Below are 14,614 nucleotides of genomic sequence, written 5' to 3'. Positions count from 1 at the left end.
CGAGGTCAGCAACACTTCACGCGGACCGAACATCACCAACTGCCGGCGGAACAACATCCCGATGTTGTCCGGCACCGTGCGCGCCAGATTGATGTTGTGCGACACGATCAGGATCGTCGCGTCGATCTCGGCGTTGATATCGATCAACGTCTGCGAGATGTAGGTGGTGCGCACCGGATCGAGCCCCGAGTCCGGTTCGTCGACCAGGATGATCTCCGGATCGAGCACCAGCGCCCGCGCCAGCCCGGCGCGCTTGCGCATGCCACCGGAGATCTCCCCGGGCAGCTTGTCCTCGGCGCCGAGCAGACCGACGAGCTCGAGCTTGCTCATCACGATCTGCCGGATCTCCGATTCGGTCTTCTTGGTGTGCTCGCGCAGCGGGAAGGCGACATTGTCGTAGAGATTCATCGACCCGAACAACGCACCGTCCTGGAACAGCACCCCGAACAGCTTGCGGATCTCGTAGAGCTCCTTGCTCGAGCACTGCAGGATGTCGGTGCCGTCGATGACGATCGATCCCTGCTCCGGACGCAGCAGACCGATCAGCGACTTGAGGAACACCGACTTACCGGTACCCGACGGGCCGAGCAGCGCGCTGACCTCACCGGCCGGCAGGGTCAACGTCACGTCCTGCCAGATGCGTTGCGAGCCGAAGGACTTGGTCAGTCCCTCGACGGAAACCTCGACTCCCACGATTACCTCCGCTATCCGATACCGTCGCCCCCCTGTGTGGGCTGGGCCACTCTATCGCATGGATAGTGGTACCTGTGACAAGCGATCCTACTCATGAGTAAGGATCTCGTACAAGGGGTATCCAAATCTCGCCTTACGCCGTGACCTGCAGGAACGCCGGGTGAAATACAGTTCGGATATACCGGACATATAGCTCGGAGTTCTTTTCCACGATATGCAGAAGGGCCGTTTCCGCGAAGCGAATTCGCGGAAACGGCCCTTCTGCGGAACCGTCCCGAGGAGCGCCGAACGCTCGACGGGGAAGTTCGGAAACCGTCCTACTTGACGGTGACCTTGGCGCCGGCCTCTTCGAGCTTGGCCTTGGCAGCGTCGGCAGCGTCCTTGGCGACCTTCTCGAGGATCGGCTTCGGAGCACCCTCGACGAGGTCCTTGGCTTCCTTCAGGCCCAGGCCGGAAACGATCTCGCGAACGACCTTGATGACCTGGATCTTCTTCTCGCCGGCACCCTCGAGGATGACGTCGAACTCGTCCTGCTCCTCAGCAGCCTCGGCAGCGGCAGCCGGAGCGCCGGCAGCGGCGACGGCGACCGGAGCAGCAGCGGTGACCTCGAAGGTCTCCTCGAATGCCTTCACGAACTCCGAGAGCTCGAGCAGGGTCAGTTCCTTGAACGCGTCGAGCAGCTCTTCGGTGGTGAGCTTCGCCATGGTGGCGGTCCTTCCTGATAAGTCCCATGTCGCTGATCCGCGACCCGATGGGATGGTGCGTACCGGAGCACGCGTGGATGTATCTTTCGCGGTGATGCGGATTCGCAGTGATGCGGATCAGCGTCAGGCGGCTTCTTCGCCCGCCTTCTTCTCCTGCAGAGCGGCCGCGAGGCGGGCCACCTGAGAAGCGGGGGCGTTGAACAGGCCTGCGGCCTTTGCCAAGTTGCCCTTCATCGCGCCGGCGAGCTTGGCCAACAGCACCTCGCGGGACTCGAGGTCCGCGATTTGGTTGACCTGCTCCACGGACAGCGCAGCGCCGTCCATGTAGCCGCCCTTGATGACGAGTGCCTTGTTGTCCTTCGCGAAGGTCTTGAGAGCCTTCGCAGCGTCCACCGGCTCGCCCTTGACGAACGCGATGGCGGTCGGACCGACGAACAGGTCGTCGAGACCCTCGACGCCCGCCTCAGCGGCGGCACGCTTGACCAGGGTGTTCTTGGCGACGGAGTAGGTGGCACCCTCTCCGAGAGCGCGACGCAGCTCGGTCAGACGTCCCACCGACAGACCACGGTATTCCGTGATCACGGCGGCCGTGGAGGTCTTGAACTGCTCGGTGATCTCCGCAACTGCGGAAACCTTCTCGGGCTTTGCCATACTTCGCCTCCTCTCAGTAACAGTCGTTTTCCCGGTGTCCCGACTGGGACGCCCCACCGGGGACCGCAGTGGCCGGAAACGACGAACGCCCCGGCGCAGGGCACACGGGGCGTACAGGAGGAGGAACATCGATCGCGCGCGGAGCACGTTCGCGGTTCGCATCTTTCCTGACCTCGTCCTCCTGCGTGGGCCGCCGGACAACTCCGGACCTTCAACCGATCCGCACGCGGATTCGGTGACCAACGGTCTTGGGTAGAACATGATCGGGGTGAAGATCGGCACACGCCGAACTACCCGACCACTGTAGCGGACGAGCTCCTTCGAATGCAAAACGGCCGGCACAGCGATGCTGTGCCGGCCGTTCCGGATGCAAGATCTGCTGCCTGCAGGGCGAATTACTCCGCGGTCTCGAGGAGGTTGCGGGTGCGCTGCGGATCCACCGGGATGCCCGGGCCGGTGGTCGTAGCGATCGTGACCTTCTTGATGTAGCGGCCCTTCGCGCTGGACGGCTTGGCGCGGAGCACCTCGTCCAGAGCAGCAGCGTAGTTCTCGACCAGCTTGGTCTCGTCGAACGAGGCCTTGCCGATCACGAAGTGCAGGTTGGCGTTCTTGTCGACGCGGAAGCTGATCTTGCCACCCTTGATGTCGGTGACGGCCTTCGCGACGTCCGGGGTGACCGTACCCGTCTTCGGGTTCGGCATCAGACCACGGGGACCGAGGACGCGGGCGATACGACCGACCTTCGCCATCTGATCGGGAGTCGCGATGGCGGCGTCGAAGTCCAGCCAGCCGCCCTGGATGCGCTCGATCAGATCCTCGGCGCCGACCACATCGGCACCGGCGGCCTCTGCCTCGGCAGCCTTCTCGCCCACCGCGAAGACGATGACGCGAGCGGTCTTACCCGTGCCGTGCGGCAGGTTGACCGTGCCGCGCACCATCTGGTCCGCCTTACGGGGATCCACACCGAGTCGCATGGCGACCTCGACGGTGGCGTCGTAGTTCTTCGAGGTGGTCTCCTTCGCGAGCTTGGCAGCTGCGAGGGGGCTGTACAGGTTGTCCGAGTCGATCTTCTCGGCCGCGGCGAGGTATGCCTTGCTGCGCTTTGCCATGTTCTTTCCTAACTTCTCACCGACAGGTGAATGGTTCGGGCGTGGTAGCGGGCCTGGCCGGCCCTCCCACGAGTACTACTTGGGGTGGGACTCAGCCCTCGACCGTGATGCCCATCGACCGAGCGGTGCCGGCGATGATCTTCGCGGCGGCCTCGATGTCGTTGGCGTTCAGGTCTTCCTGCTTGGTCTTGGCGATCTCGCGCACCTGATCCATGGTCACCTTGGCGACCTTGGTCTTGTGCGGCTCGCCGGAGCCCTTCTGCACGCCCGCAGCCTTGAGCAGCAGCTTGGCGGCCGGAGGCGTCTTCAGCTTGAAGTCGAACGAGCGGTCCTCGTAGACCGTGATCTCGACCGGCACGACGTTTCCGCGCTGCGACTCGGTCGCGGCGTTGTACGCCTTGCAGAACTCCATGATGTTGACGCCGTGCTGGCCCAGCGCGGGGCCGACCGGCGGAGCCGGGTTGGCCGCGCCGGCCTGGATCTGGAGCTTGATGAGCCCGGCGATCTTCTTCTTCTTGGGGGGCATCTCTATTCCTAGTTTCTTGCTCGGTGTGGTTCTTGCGTACTGCTACTGCAAGTCTGTGCGCGCCGGATGCCGGCGCCGTCGGGTCCTGGGGACCGTCAGATCTTCGACACCTGGTTGAACGACAACTCCACGGGAGTCTCACGGCCGAAGATCGACACCAGGACCTTGAGCTTCTGCTGCTCGGCGTTGACCTCGCTGATGGAGGCGGGCAGCGTGGCGAACGGACCGTCCATCACGGTGACGGACTCGCCGACCTCGAAGTCCACCTCGATGGCGGGCTTCGCAGCGGCGGCGGGAGCCTGCTCGCCTGCGGCCGGGGCGCCTGCCGCCGGCTTCTTCTTCGCCTGCTGCGGAAGGAGGAACTTCACGACCTCCTTGATCGTCAGCGGCGACGGACGCGAGGTGGCTCCGACGAAACCGGTGACGCCGGGCGTGTTCCGGACGGCACCCCACGACTCGTCGTTGAGTTCCATCCGCACCAGGATGTAACCGGGCAGGACCTTGCGGTTGACCTGCTTGCGCTGGCCGTTCTTGATCTCGGTGACCTCTTCGGTCGGCACCTCGACCTGGAAGATGTACTCGGTGAGGTCGAGGTTCTGCACGCGGGTCTCGAGATTGGTCTTGACCTTGTTCTCGTAGCCGGCGTAGGAGTGCACGACGTACCAGTCGCCGGGCTCGCGCCGCAGCTGCTTCTCGAGGGCCTCGGCCGGGTCGACCTCGTCCTCGACCGCCTCGGCGGCGTCGGCTTCGGCGCCATCCGTTGCGTCGGATACATCGGCATCGGACTCGGCAGCAGTGTCGGACTCGGAGACCTCGGTGTCCGCATCCGCCGACTCGGCCGTCACGTCGTCAACCAAGGCCTCGTCCGAAACGTGCTCCTCGGCCGAAGCCTCGTACGAGTCGTTCTCGGGGGTGCTCACCGGGCACTTTCCTCTCGTCGATCACATTTTTCGTCTCGCGCGCGGACAGGCGCTAACCGAACAACCAGCTGACGCCCTGCACGAACGCCAGATCCAATCCGAAGATGAACGCCGTCATGACGGTCACGAACGCAATCACCACGAGCGTGTAGGTGGTCAACTGCTTGCGATTGGGCCAGATCACCTTGCGGAGCTCGGCGACGACCTCACGGAAGAAGCGCGCGAGACGCTTGAAGATGTTCTCGGGCTTCGCGGCGGGACGATCGCTCACGGCCGTGGCCGCACGCGACGTCTTGTTCGTGGACACCGCGCTCGTCGTGGACGCCGAGGAACCGGCTGCACCACGACGGGTGACCCGCTTACCGGTAGGCCGAGCGACCGCGGAGGAACCGTCGGGGGTTGCGCCGGTAGCCGTTCCAGCGTCGCCGGGAGTGTTCCCTGCGGTGCCGCTGTGGCGCTGACCGCGCTCCTCGCTCACATCGTTCCTCTCGGTCGCTGGCAGTCCGGGGGCAGGGGCGACAGGACTTGAACCTGCAACCTGCGGTTTTGGAGACCGCTGCTCTGCCAATTGAGCTACGCCCCTCTGGTCGGACATCCACACTCGCACGAAGCGAGTGTCCGGAACCGACCCATCTGCGACCACATGACACGCGCGCTACCCCGTCGGGCCGTGACGGCCTTCGAAGAGCAGCGCGCTGCTATGCGATCCCAGAAGCCTAAGTGTACTGCATTGCCCCGGGACAAACCCAATCCGCTCGGCCGTCAGGCCAAACGGACCGTTGCCGTGGCCCGCCCGAAGATCTTCCGACCGTCGGACTTCGCCACGATAGCGACCACTGCTGTCTTGCTCTCCTCGTCCACCGACTTGATCCTGCCGGTGAACTCGATCTCGGCGGCCTTGTCGGCCTCCACATACACCGGGCTGGTGAATCGAACGTTGTATTCGGTCACCGCACCGGGGTCTCCCAGCCACTCCGTGACGAAGCCGGCCGCGATGCCCATCGAGAGCATGCCGTGCCCGACGACATCACGCAAGCCGGCCAGTTCGGCCACCTTGTCGCTCCAGTGGATCGGGTTGGGATCACCCGACACACCTGCATAGTTGACCAGATTTCCGCGCGTGAGTGTGACGACCTTCGACGGAAGCTCGTCCCCTACCGCGACATCCGCGAAGCTACGGAGTGTCACTGTGCATCACCACATCCTTGACCGCGTGTGCGATGTTGTCGTCGACCTCGCCACCGGATCGGGCCACGAGCGTCGTCCAGGACGTGAGCACGAGGTTGTCGTACTGGTCCGTGATCACGTTCTTCGTGGTGATGATGTCGCTGCCGGCCGCCTGACGGAAATCGTCGAGGTAGACGTCGCAGAAGAGCCGGTCGCCGGCCTGGATCGGGCGATGGTAGACCATCCGTTGATCGGTCTGCATGATCTGGCTCAGGTCGTATCCGGTGACGACCTCTTCGAACAGCTTCCGCTGCGCGATCATGCCGACGATGGACACGAAGGTCAGCGGGGCGATCACCCCGTCGTAACCCAGTCCGCGGGCGGCGTCGTCGTCGTGATGCGCCGGATGCGCATCGCGCACGGCCCGGGCGTACTCGCGGATCTTCTCGCGACCCACCTCGTAGTAGTCGTCCACCCGGTAGTGGTGCCCGACCATGGACTTGGCGTGCGCGGCGGCATCGAACGGGATCCCGGCCTGTTCGGTCGCGTCCACCGATTCCTGGTTCTCGAGTACGTTCGTCATACGCAAAACCTCCGCAATCCCGACGACGCCAACTGGCACGGTCGGTATTGCGGAGACCTTATGCGTCGACGTCGTTCCGACCGGCTACTTGGACTCGCGGTGCGACTGGTGCGTACCGCAGTTCGGGCAGAACTTCTTCAGTGCGAGCCGGTCGGGGTCGTTGCGACGGTTCTTCTTGGTGATGTAGTTGCGGTGCTTGCACACCTCGCAGGCCAAGGTGATCTTCGGCCGAACGTCAGTAGAGGAGGCCACGGGATGCCTTCTTTCGCGTCAATCCGATCAGTATCGATCAGGGTGGATCAATGAACTTTTGGTAGCGGTGACCGGACTTGAACCGGCGACGCAACGATTATGAGTCGTTTGCTCTACCAACTGAGCTACACCGCCTCGGTGCCGAGTGTCGCTACGAAGGCGGCACCTCAATCCAGCGAGCCCCCTGACGGAATCGAACCGTCGACCTTTTCCTTACCATGGAAACGCTCTGCCGACTGAGCTAAGGGGGCGTGGCCTCCGGAGCATCTCTGCTCGCTGCGGCCTCCAAAAGATTACACACACTCGGTCCCGGTGCAAAATCCGCAGGTAGAGACACATAAACGGGCACTGCTCGTCGGGCACTGCTCGTCGGGCTGCGCCTGTCGAGTCCTTGCGTCGGTGTGCGCTCGCGCATGCGTACCCGCGCTCACCGCCGGCGGTGAGCACCGGGAGGGTGACCACCGGGAACGACGCGGCGTGGAAGAGACCGGCATGCGAGACGACCCGGAAATGCAGAACGGCCCCGGTTCCGAAGAACCGGGGCCGTTCCGGTGGCAGGTGTAGGATTCGAACCTACGTAGGCGTAAGCCGACGGATTTACAGTCCGCTCCCATTGGCCGCTCGGGCAACCTGCCGGGTGCTATCGGGACCGCGTCCTCGATGCGTTTGGAAGAATACAACGCATACCCCCCCGAAACGCAAACCGAGTGGTCACAGCTCCGCGCGACCCGATAGCGTCGGGTGGACAGAACCCTTACAGATCGACCCGGAAGTGGAGTGAGACGTGGCTGATTCGTCGTTCGATGTGGTGAGCAAGGTCGACCGCCAGGAAGTGGACAATGCGCTGAACCAGGCGGCGAAGGAGATCGCCAACCGCTTCGATTTCCGGAACACCGGGGCGCACATCGAGTGGTCGGGCGACGAGGCGATCACGATCTCGGCCGAGACCGAGGACCGCGCGCTCGCGGCGCTGGAGGTCTTCAAGGAGAAGCTGATCCGTCGCGATCTGTCGCTGAAGTCGTTCGACGCCGGCGAGCCGACGCAGTCCGGCAAGGTGTACAAGATCACCGGCACCCTGGTGCAGGGCATCAGCCAGGAGAACGCCAAGAAGATCTCCAAGCTGATCCGCGACGAGGGCCCGAAGGGCGTCAAGGCGCAGATCCAGGGCGAGGAGCTTCGCGTGACCAGCAAGAAGCGCGACGACCTGCAGGCCGTCATCGCTCTGCTCAAGAACGCCGACCTCGACATCGCCCTGCAGTTCGTCAATTACCGCTGACGCACCCCGTCCTACGACTCCGCCCGCGACGATCGTCGCGGGCGGAGTCGTCCCGGTCGTGGAGTTCCCGGATCAGCGCATCCCCGCCATGCGTTCGAGACGCTCGATGCGATCGGCCATCGGCGGGTGGGTGGAGAACAACCGGCTCATCTTGTCGCCCGCCCGGAACGGCTCGGCGATCATCAGGTGAGACTGCGCCGCGAGTTTCGGTTCGGGCGGTAGCGGCGCCGCCTGCGTGCCGAGCGCGAGCTTCCGCAGCGCCGATGCGAGAGCCAGCGGATCACCCGTGAGCTCGGCGCCCGACTGGTCGGCCTGGTACTCGCGCGACCTCGACACGGCGAGTTTCACCACCGACGCCGCGATCGGGCCGAACAGGGAAACCAGCAGCAGCGCCAGCGGATTCGCACCGCCCTCCCGGTTACCGAAGGCCGACGCGAAGAAGGCGAAGTTCGCCAGACCCGAGATGACGGCGGCCATCGCACCGGCAACCGACGAGATGAGGATGTCGCGGTTGTAGACATGGGCGAGTTCGTGTCCGAGCACCGCGCGCAGTTCCCGCTCGTTCAGGATCTCGAGGATGCCCGTCGTGCAGCACACGGCGGCATTGCGCGGATTACGCCCCGTCGCGAACGCATTGGGAGCGTTGGTGGGACTGATGTACAGCCGTGGCATGGGCTGGTGCGCCGCGGTCGCCAACTCCCGCACGATCCGGTACATCGCCGGTGCCTGCACCTCGGTGACCGGCTGGGCGTGCATCGCCCGCAACGCGAGCTTGTCGCTGTTGAAGTACGCGTAGCCGTTCATGCCGACCGCGAGGACGATCGACATCAGCAGGACGGTCGAGTTCTGGAACAACGACCCGACGAACACGATCAGCGCGGACATTCCGACCAACAGACCGGCCGTCTTGAGACGGTTCGAGTATCCGTGCACGTCGCACCCCTTCCGCACCACGATTCCCCACTCGTTCGTCCAACGAACGAGCAGGCGGTGCGGTTCCCGCCCCGAACGGGGCGGGAGTGCGCGACGGTCCGTCAGCCGACCCGGGCGACCGTGAAGTCCACGAGACGCCGCAGCGCCTCGTTCGCCGGGCCCTGCGGTAGGGCGTCGAGCTCGGCGTGAGCGCGGGCCGCGTAGGTCGCGAGGGTCGCTTTCGCCGCGTTCATGCCGGGCGAGCGGACGAGCAACTCGAGCGCTTCGGCGACCAGCGCTTCGTCCTCGATGGGACCGACGAGCAGTTCGCGGAGGCGATCCGCCTCGGGCCCGCTCTCCTGCAGCGCGTACAGCACCGGCAGGGTGTACACACCCTCGCGAAGATCGGTTCCCGGCGTCTTGCCCGACTCCGAGGTGTCCGACGCGATGTCGATGATGTCGTCGACGATCTGGAAGGCGGTGCCGACGGCGTCGCCGAGCCGTTCGAGACGCTCGACGTGTTCCGGAGCGGCTCCCGAGAACGTTCCCCCGAACCGCCCGCTGGCGGCGATCAGAGAACCGGTCTTCTCCCAGATCACCCGCAGGTAGTGCTCGATGGGGTCGTCGTCGGTGCGCACGCCGATGGTCTCGCGCATCTGGCCGGTGACCAGCTCGGCGAAGGTCTCCGCGATGATCTGCACTGCCGACGGGCCGAGAGTCGACACCAGCCGGGAGGCATGGGCGAACAGGTAGTCGCCGGCGAGGATCGCGACGCTGTTACCCCAGCGCACGTTGGCGCTCGGTGCTCCACGTCGCATCGTCGCCTCGTCCATGACGTCGTCGTGGTACAGCGTCGCGAGGTGCACGAGCTCGACGACGGTCGCCGCTGTCACCACGGCGGGATCGGTCGGCTTCGGCCCGAGCTGTGCGGTGAGGATCGTGAACAGCGGCCGGAACCGCTTGCCGCCCGCCTTCGCCAGGTGCAGCGCGGCCTCCGTCAAGAAGTCCTCACCGTCGGACAGTTCCTCGACCAGGAGTTTCTCGACGCTCGCGAGGCCGTCCCCGACAGTCGCGGCGAGGATCGGATCGCCGAGTTCCACACCGGCCACGACGGTGCTCGGCGTCGCATCGGCCGAACCGGCGGTCCGAGCCGCCCCCTCAGTGCTCACGATGACGTACCCATCCTGTCTGTCGCCTCGACTTCACCGTAGTGAACCTAGCCGTTCGTTCCCCGATCCACCTCGTCGAGGCGGCAGATCGCGGCCTGAGAAGATGGAACGGTGGTGGCCGAACACTCCGCGCGAGATCCGCGGCAATCCCAGTCCTGCGTTCCCGACAGTACCGATGTTCTCGTCGTCGGTGCCGGTCCAGCCGGTTCCGCCGCTGCCGCATGGGCTGCCCGCGCCGGTCGAGACGTCCTGCTCGTCGATGCCGCGACCTTCCCTCGCGACAAGACCTGCGGCGACGGACTGACGCCGCGCGCCGTCGCCGAACTCGACGAACTCGGGCTGGGCGACTGGCTGCGCACCCGCGCCGTCAACCGCGGTCTGCGCCTCGAAGGCTTCGGTGGGCGCTTCGAACTCCCGTGGCCCGACTCGTCGTTCCCGACCGTGGGCAGTGCCGTGCCGCGCACCGAACTCGACGCGCGGATCCGGCAGGTCGCGCTCGACTCGGGAGCCCGCGCCGTGGACGGAACGAAAGCCGTCGACGCCGAACGCGACGGCGACCGGGTCTCGGCCGTGGTCTTCCGCACCGCCGACGGACCGCGGACCGTCGCGTGCCGCACTCTGATCGTGGCCGACGGGGTGCGTTCACCCCTCGGCAAGGTTCTCGGTCGCCGCTGGCACCGCGACACCACCTACGGCGTGGCCGCTCGCGCCTACGCCACCTCCCCGCGCAGCGACGATCCGTGGATCACCTCGCACCTCGAACTGCGCGACGACGCCGGGGCCGTCCAGCCGGGCTACGGCTGGGTGTTCCCGCTCGGCACCGGCGAGGTGAACCTGGGGGTGGGCACCCTCGCGACCGCCTCGCGACCGGCGAACGGATCGCTGCGCCCGCTCATCGATCTGTACGCGCGGCAGCGCCGCGCCGAGTGGGAACTCGGCGAGGTGACGCGGGTGGCGTCGGCGCTGCTCCCCATGGGCGGAGCGGTGTCGGGAGTCGCGGGCAGGAACTGGGCGCTGATCGGTGATGCCGCGGCGTGTGTCAACCCGCTCAACGGCGAGGGCATCGACTACGGACTCGAAGGCGGTCGGCTGATCGCCGGACTGCTCGACGCCGACGATCTCACCGACCTGTGGCCGGCGACGCTGCGCTCCCATTACGGTCGCGCATTCTCGACCGCGCGTCGCCTCGCGAGCCTGCTCACGATCCCGAAGTTCCTGCCGACGACGGGCCCGGTCGCGATGCGGTCGCGGGCGATGATGTCGGTCGCGGTGCGGGTGATGGGCAATCTCGTCACCGACGAGGACGCCGATCTCGTCGCCCGCGTGTGGCGCACGAGCGGTCACCTCTCGATGCGATGGGATCGGCAACCACTCTTCGCCTGAGCAGTGCACGGCAGCGCTACCGCACTACAGCGGTACCGACGCGCGACTACGTGCGCACCGCTCGGTGCAGCGCCGTGATGCCACCGGTGAGATTGCGCCACTTCACGTCGCTCCATCCCGCGGCCTCGATGCGCCGGGCGAGCTGTTCCTGATCGGGCCAGGCCCGGATCGATTCGGCGAGGTAGACGTAGGCGTCGGGATTGCTGCTGACCGCCCGCGCGACCCGCGGCAGCGTCCGCATCAGGTACTCCATGTACACGGTGCGCAGCGGTTCCCGCACGGGCGTGGAGAACTCGCACACCACCAGGCGCCCGCCCGGCTTGACCACGCGGGCGATCTCGCGCAGCCCTTCGTCCGGGTCGGCGACGTTGCGCAGTCCGAAGGAGATGGTCGCGGCGTCGAAGACCGCGTCGGCGAACGGCAGTCGCATCGCGTCGCCGGCGACCATCGGGACGTTGCGGAACTCGCCGGCGTGCAGCATGCCCTTCGAGAAGTCGGTGGCGACGACCCACGCGCCGGAGCGTCCGAGTTCGACGGTGGACACCCCGGTGCCCGCGGCGAGGTCGAGTACACGCTCGCCCGGCTTCAGATCGAGTGCCGCCCGGGTCGCGCGACGCCACCCGCGGTCCTGCCCGAACGACAGGACGGTGTTGGTCAGGTCGTAGCGTGCAGCCACCCCGTCGAACATGGACGCGACCTCACGCGGGTCCTTGTCGAGCGACGCGCGTGATCCCTGAGTTGTTGCCACGGCCGAAACGTTACCCGCTCCCCTGCCGGGCCTCGGCCGTCACGCCGCCCCGTGGAGAGAGTGCACGGGCAGACCCCGGACGCGGTTGTAGTGCGCAAGAAGCTGCTCGCACACCACCGGCCAGGTGCGTCCGAGCACTCCACGGCGCGCCGCACGCCCGAATTCGTCCCGGACCCCGGGAGCGAGCAGTGCGTCGACAGCTCCGGGCAGCAACTCGGCGAACCGGTCCACGGGCAGGCGGTAGCCGTTGCGGCAGTGGGCGACGAGGTCTCGGGGCCCACCTGCGTCCGGCACGATCGCCGGGACTCCGCTCGCCAGTGCCTCCTGCACGGCTTGGCAGAAGGTCTCGTGTTCGCCGGGGTGGACGAACACGTCGAGGCTCGCGTAGGCACGGGCCAGTTCCTCTCCCCCGAGCTGCCCGGTGAACACGGCCGACGGCAGGTGCCGTTCGAGCCGCGACCGTTCGGGACCGTCGCCGACCACGACGAGCTGCAACCGCGGGTCGTGGGCGAGGGTCGCGAGCCGTTCGACATGCTTCTCGGGCGCGAGGCGTCCCACGAAACCCACGATCGGGCGGCCCTCCGGCGCCCAGCGGGCGCGCAGATCCTCGTCCCGCCGGGACGGCGCGAAACGATCGGTGTCGATGCCCCGCGACCAGCGCTGCACGCGCGGGATGCCGTGGGCGACGAGGGCGTCCACAGCGGCGGTCGAGGGTGCGAGGGTGAGTTCGCAGCCGCGGTGCAGGCGCCGCGTCCATCGCCAGGACGCACGCGCCGCGAGGCCGAGCCCGTAGCTGGAGGCGAATCCGGCCACATCCGTCTGATAGACCGCGACCGTCGGAACGTCGAGGCGTCCCGCGGCGGCGAGACCGCCGGCACCGAGCACGAACGGGGACGCGAGGTGCACCACGTCCGGTGCGAAATTCCGCAGGACCGGAAGGAGCTCCGGGCCGGGCACGCCGATCGGGAGGGAGCTGATCCTCGGTACCCGCACGGCCGGTACGCGGTGGACGGGTGTCCCGTGATGGTCGGAGGGAGCGGGCGGACTACCGGCGACCGTGTCGGGCGCGACGACCAGCGCATCGTGGCCGGTGCGGTCGAGGTGCTCGAGGATGCGGAGCACCGAGTTGGGTGACACCGTTGACGTTCGGAAGGAAGGATTCCGCGACGATGGCTACTCGCACTCCGCCAGCGTGGCGAGGTTCCGGGTCGAGCAGGTGCGCCCTCGGTGATCGGCGAGCGAAGTCGCGGCGAACGTTCCGTTCGTCACATCCGCAGCCGACGATCCTGCCTTCCGGGAGCGGGAGCGGCGTCGCCCTTCCGCCCGAGGCGGATCAGCAGGGGCGTGGCGATCATCCATGTGACGACGATCACGGATCCGGTGGGGATCAGCGCGACGCGGGCATCGCGTCCGGTCACTCGCACGAGATCGGGATCACTGCGGGCGTACTCGACGGCGATCCGCTGACCGGCGGTCAGCCCCGTCGGGTACAGGACCCCGAGTTCGGGATTGTGCGTGACGCCGTCGGGGGTGACGAAACTCACCGCCGAGCGGAGGGATCCGGCCGAGAGCACCTCCGCGACGGCCGTCCCGGTGTCGGACCGGATGGTGAGGTCGTTGCGGAGAGCGCCGAGGAACAGGATCACCGCGAGACCGGAGATCGCCACCGCGACGACGAGAACCGCGCGCCGCGCACGCTCGGATCCGCTCACAGCTGCGCTCGCACCGCCGCGTGGAGTTCGCGCAGCCCTGCCCGGTCGGTGGTGACCTCGACCACGCGAACGCCTGCGGGTGGCGGCGCCGTATCGGCGAGGGCCAGAGCGAGTCCCTGCAGATCCACCCGCTCGTGCGGAATTCGGTAGGCCGCGCACAGCGCCGCGAGGTCCATGCCGTGCGGGGTGCCGAAGACACGCTCGAAGACACCCGCGTACTGCGGGTCGCCCTGTTCGAGCAGTTCGAAGATTCCGCCGCCGTCGTCGTTGGCGACGACGATGGTGAGATTCCGCGGACGCGGTTCGGACGGCCCGATGAGCAGACCCGACGCGTCGTGCAGGAAGGTCAGGTCGCCGAGCAACGCGACGGTCCGTCCCTGCTCGTAGGCCAATGCGGCACCGAGCGCGGTGGACACGGTGCCGTCGATCCCCGCGACACCGCGGTTCGACAGCACCTTCACCTCCGGCTTCGGGTAGCCGACGAGCGCAGCGTCGCGCACCGGATTCGACGCGCCGAGCAGCAGCTGGTCGCCGGGCTTCAAGGCGTCCGTCACGATCGCGGCGACGTGCAGCCCGGTGGGCTTCGGATGCCCGTCGAGCTGGGCTCGCACGGCCTTGTCGGTGTGCGCCGACAGCTGGCGGCACCGTTCGAGCCACGCCTCGTCGGGCGTTCCCGACACCACCGCGCGGGTGCCGGTCGCGATGACGTTGCCCGAGACGTCGGGCCAGCGCGGACCGGTGGTCAGCGCGTACACCGCGACGGCGGGATCGGCGAGCAGGTTCGACACCGGCCGGTGCAGGGTGGGCCG

General features: G+C 66.9%; 17 protein-coding genes, 4 tRNA genes and 1 pseudogene. 2 read left to right on the top strand and 20 right to left on the bottom strand.

Features of this window, described 5'->3' with window-relative positions:
• The 14 genes from R1101_RS0106625 to R1101_RS0106560 all read right to left on the bottom strand — a co-directional run.
• A partial coding sequence (locus R1101_RS0106625; RefSeq protein WP_037222344.1) for an ABC transporter ATP-binding protein occupies positions 1–696 on the bottom strand: 696 nt, incomplete at its 3' end.
• Between the two features lie 314 nt (positions 697–1,010).
• Positions 1,011–1,397, bottom strand: coding sequence for a 50S ribosomal protein L7/L12 (gene rplL, locus R1101_RS0106620; protein WP_016932673.1), 387 nt, complete (start codon positions 1,395–1,397; stop codon positions 1,011–1,013).
• Positions 1,398–1,520: 123 nt separating this feature from the next.
• Positions 1,521–2,048 carry a 50S ribosomal protein L10 gene (rplJ, locus tag R1101_RS0106615; protein ID WP_016932672.1) on the bottom strand — a complete coding sequence of 176 codons (528 nt, stop codon included), beginning with the start codon at positions 2,046–2,048 and terminating at the stop codon, positions 1,521–1,523.
• A 395-nt stretch (positions 2,049–2,443) separates the two neighbouring features.
• Positions 2,444–3,157, bottom strand: coding sequence for a 50S ribosomal protein L1 (rplA, locus tag R1101_RS0106610; protein ID WP_016932671.1), 714 nt, complete (start codon positions 3,155–3,157; stop codon positions 2,444–2,446).
• A gap of 91 nt (positions 3,158–3,248) precedes the next feature.
• Positions 3,249–3,683 carry a 50S ribosomal protein L11 gene (gene rplK, locus R1101_RS0106605; RefSeq protein ID WP_016932670.1) on the bottom strand — a complete coding sequence of 145 codons (435 nt, stop codon included), beginning with the start codon at positions 3,681–3,683 and terminating at the stop codon, positions 3,249–3,251.
• A 95-nt stretch (positions 3,684–3,778) separates the two neighbouring features.
• Positions 3,779–4,603, bottom strand: coding sequence for a transcription termination/antitermination protein NusG (gene nusG, locus R1101_RS0106600; RefSeq protein WP_016932669.1), 825 nt, complete (start codon positions 4,601–4,603; stop codon positions 3,779–3,781).
• A 52-nt stretch (positions 4,604–4,655) separates the two neighbouring features.
• Positions 4,656–5,081, bottom strand: a complete 426-nt coding sequence (gene secE / locus R1101_RS0106595; protein ID WP_026002961.1) for a preprotein translocase subunit SecE — start codon at positions 5,079–5,081, stop codon at positions 4,656–4,658.
• Between the two features lie 32 nt (positions 5,082–5,113).
• Positions 5,114–5,186: transfer RNA gene (locus tag R1101_RS0106590), tRNA-Trp, on the bottom strand.
• A gap of 179 nt (positions 5,187–5,365) precedes the next feature.
• Positions 5,366–5,791 (bottom strand): (3R)-hydroxyacyl-ACP dehydratase subunit HadB, encoded by a 426-nt coding sequence (gene hadB / locus R1101_RS0106585; RefSeq protein ID WP_016932668.1) that lies wholly within the window; start codon positions 5,789–5,791, stop codon positions 5,366–5,368.
• On the bottom strand, positions 5,778–6,353 hold the full coding sequence (hadA, locus tag R1101_RS0106580) for a (3R)-hydroxyacyl-ACP dehydratase subunit HadA (RefSeq protein WP_016932667.1): 576 nt from the start codon (positions 6,351–6,353) through the stop codon (positions 5,778–5,780). Before hadA ends, hadB begins: the two co-directional genes overlap by 14 nt.
• A gap of 84 nt (positions 6,354–6,437) precedes the next feature.
• Positions 6,438–6,605 (bottom strand): 50S ribosomal protein L33, encoded by a 168-nt coding sequence (rpmG, locus tag R1101_RS0106575; protein WP_016932666.1) that lies wholly within the window; start codon positions 6,603–6,605, stop codon positions 6,438–6,440.
• Positions 6,606–6,664: 59 nt separating this feature from the next.
• Positions 6,665–6,740 (bottom strand) — tRNA-Met (locus tag R1101_RS0106570).
• A 43-nt stretch (positions 6,741–6,783) separates the two neighbouring features.
• Positions 6,784–6,856 (bottom strand) — tRNA-Thr (locus R1101_RS0106565).
• A 301-nt stretch (positions 6,857–7,157) separates the two neighbouring features.
• A tRNA-Tyr gene (locus tag R1101_RS0106560) sits at positions 7,158–7,240 on the bottom strand.
• A 149-nt stretch (positions 7,241–7,389) separates the two neighbouring features.
• On the opposite strand from R1101_RS0106560, the gene R1101_RS0106555 reads away from it, so the two are divergent.
• On the top strand, positions 7,390–7,881 hold the full coding sequence (locus R1101_RS0106555) for a YajQ family cyclic di-GMP-binding protein (RefSeq protein ID WP_016932665.1): 492 nt from the start codon (positions 7,390–7,392) through the stop codon (positions 7,879–7,881).
• Between the two features lie 72 nt (positions 7,882–7,953).
• On the opposite strand, the gene htpX is transcribed toward R1101_RS0106555, so the two are convergent.
• Both htpX and R1101_RS0106545 read right to left on the bottom strand, forming a co-directional pair.
• Positions 7,954–8,814, bottom strand: a complete 861-nt coding sequence (htpX, locus tag R1101_RS0106550) for a zinc metalloprotease HtpX (protein WP_026002960.1) — start codon at positions 8,812–8,814, stop codon at positions 7,954–7,956.
• A 101-nt stretch (positions 8,815–8,915) separates the two neighbouring features.
• Positions 8,916–9,962, bottom strand: a complete 1,047-nt coding sequence (locus R1101_RS0106545; RefSeq protein WP_016932663.1) for a polyprenyl synthetase family protein — start codon at positions 9,960–9,962, stop codon at positions 8,916–8,918.
• A gap of 111 nt (positions 9,963–10,073) precedes the next feature.
• Here R1101_RS0106545 and R1101_RS0106540 point away from each other — a divergent pair, with 111 nt between their 5' ends.
• Positions 10,074–11,345 (top strand): geranylgeranyl reductase family protein, encoded by a 1,272-nt coding sequence (locus R1101_RS0106540; protein ID WP_016932662.1) that lies wholly within the window; start codon positions 10,074–10,076, stop codon positions 11,343–11,345.
• 46 nt (positions 11,346–11,391) lie between these two features.
• Here the strand turns inward: R1101_RS0106540 and R1101_RS0106535 are convergent, their stop codons facing one another.
• The 4 genes and pseudogenes from R1101_RS0106535 to R1101_RS0106515 form a co-directional block, all read right to left on the bottom strand.
• Positions 11,392–12,093, bottom strand: coding sequence for a demethylmenaquinone methyltransferase (locus R1101_RS0106535; RefSeq protein ID WP_026002958.1), 702 nt, complete (start codon positions 12,091–12,093; stop codon positions 11,392–11,394).
• Positions 12,094–12,132: 39 nt separating this feature from the next.
• A pseudogene (locus R1101_RS0106530) lies at positions 12,133–13,276 on the bottom strand (glycosyltransferase family 4 protein).
• Positions 13,277–13,358: 82 nt separating this feature from the next.
• Positions 13,359–13,805, bottom strand: a complete 447-nt coding sequence (locus R1101_RS0106520) for a DUF3592 domain-containing protein (protein WP_016932659.1) — start codon at positions 13,803–13,805, stop codon at positions 13,359–13,361.
• A partial coding sequence (locus R1101_RS0106515) for a thiamine pyrophosphate-dependent enzyme (RefSeq protein WP_016932658.1) occupies positions 13,802–14,614 on the bottom strand: 813 nt, incomplete at its 5' end. The genes R1101_RS0106520 and R1101_RS0106515, both read right to left, overlap by 4 nt.

It is taken from the genome of Rhodococcus sp. R1101 (genome assembly GCF_000278445.1).
Taxonomy (GTDB): domain Bacteria; phylum Actinomycetota; class Actinomycetes; order Mycobacteriales; family Mycobacteriaceae; genus Rhodococcus; species Rhodococcus gordoniae.
Note: the sequence above shows the minus strand (reverse complement) of the source record. Positions and strands in the feature narration are given on the sequence as shown.

Coding starts and splice junctions, on each gene's coding strand:
- rplL (WP_016932673.1), bottom strand. CDS start 1,397: ATGGCGAAGCTCACCACCGAAGAGCTGCTCGACGCGTTCAAGGAACTG.
- rplJ (WP_016932672.1), bottom strand. CDS start 2,048: ATGGCAAAGCCCGAGAAGGTTTCCGCAGTTGCGGAGATCACCGAGCAG.
- rplA (WP_016932671.1), bottom strand. CDS start 3,157: ATGGCAAAGCGCAGCAAGGCATACCTCGCCGCGGCCGAGAAGATCGAC.
- rplK (WP_016932670.1), bottom strand. CDS start 3,683: ATGCCCCCCAAGAAGAAGAAGATCGCCGGGCTCATCAAGCTCCAGATC.
- hadA (WP_016932667.1), bottom strand. CDS start 6,353: ATGACGAACGTACTCGAGAACCAGGAATCGGTGGACGCGACCGAACAG.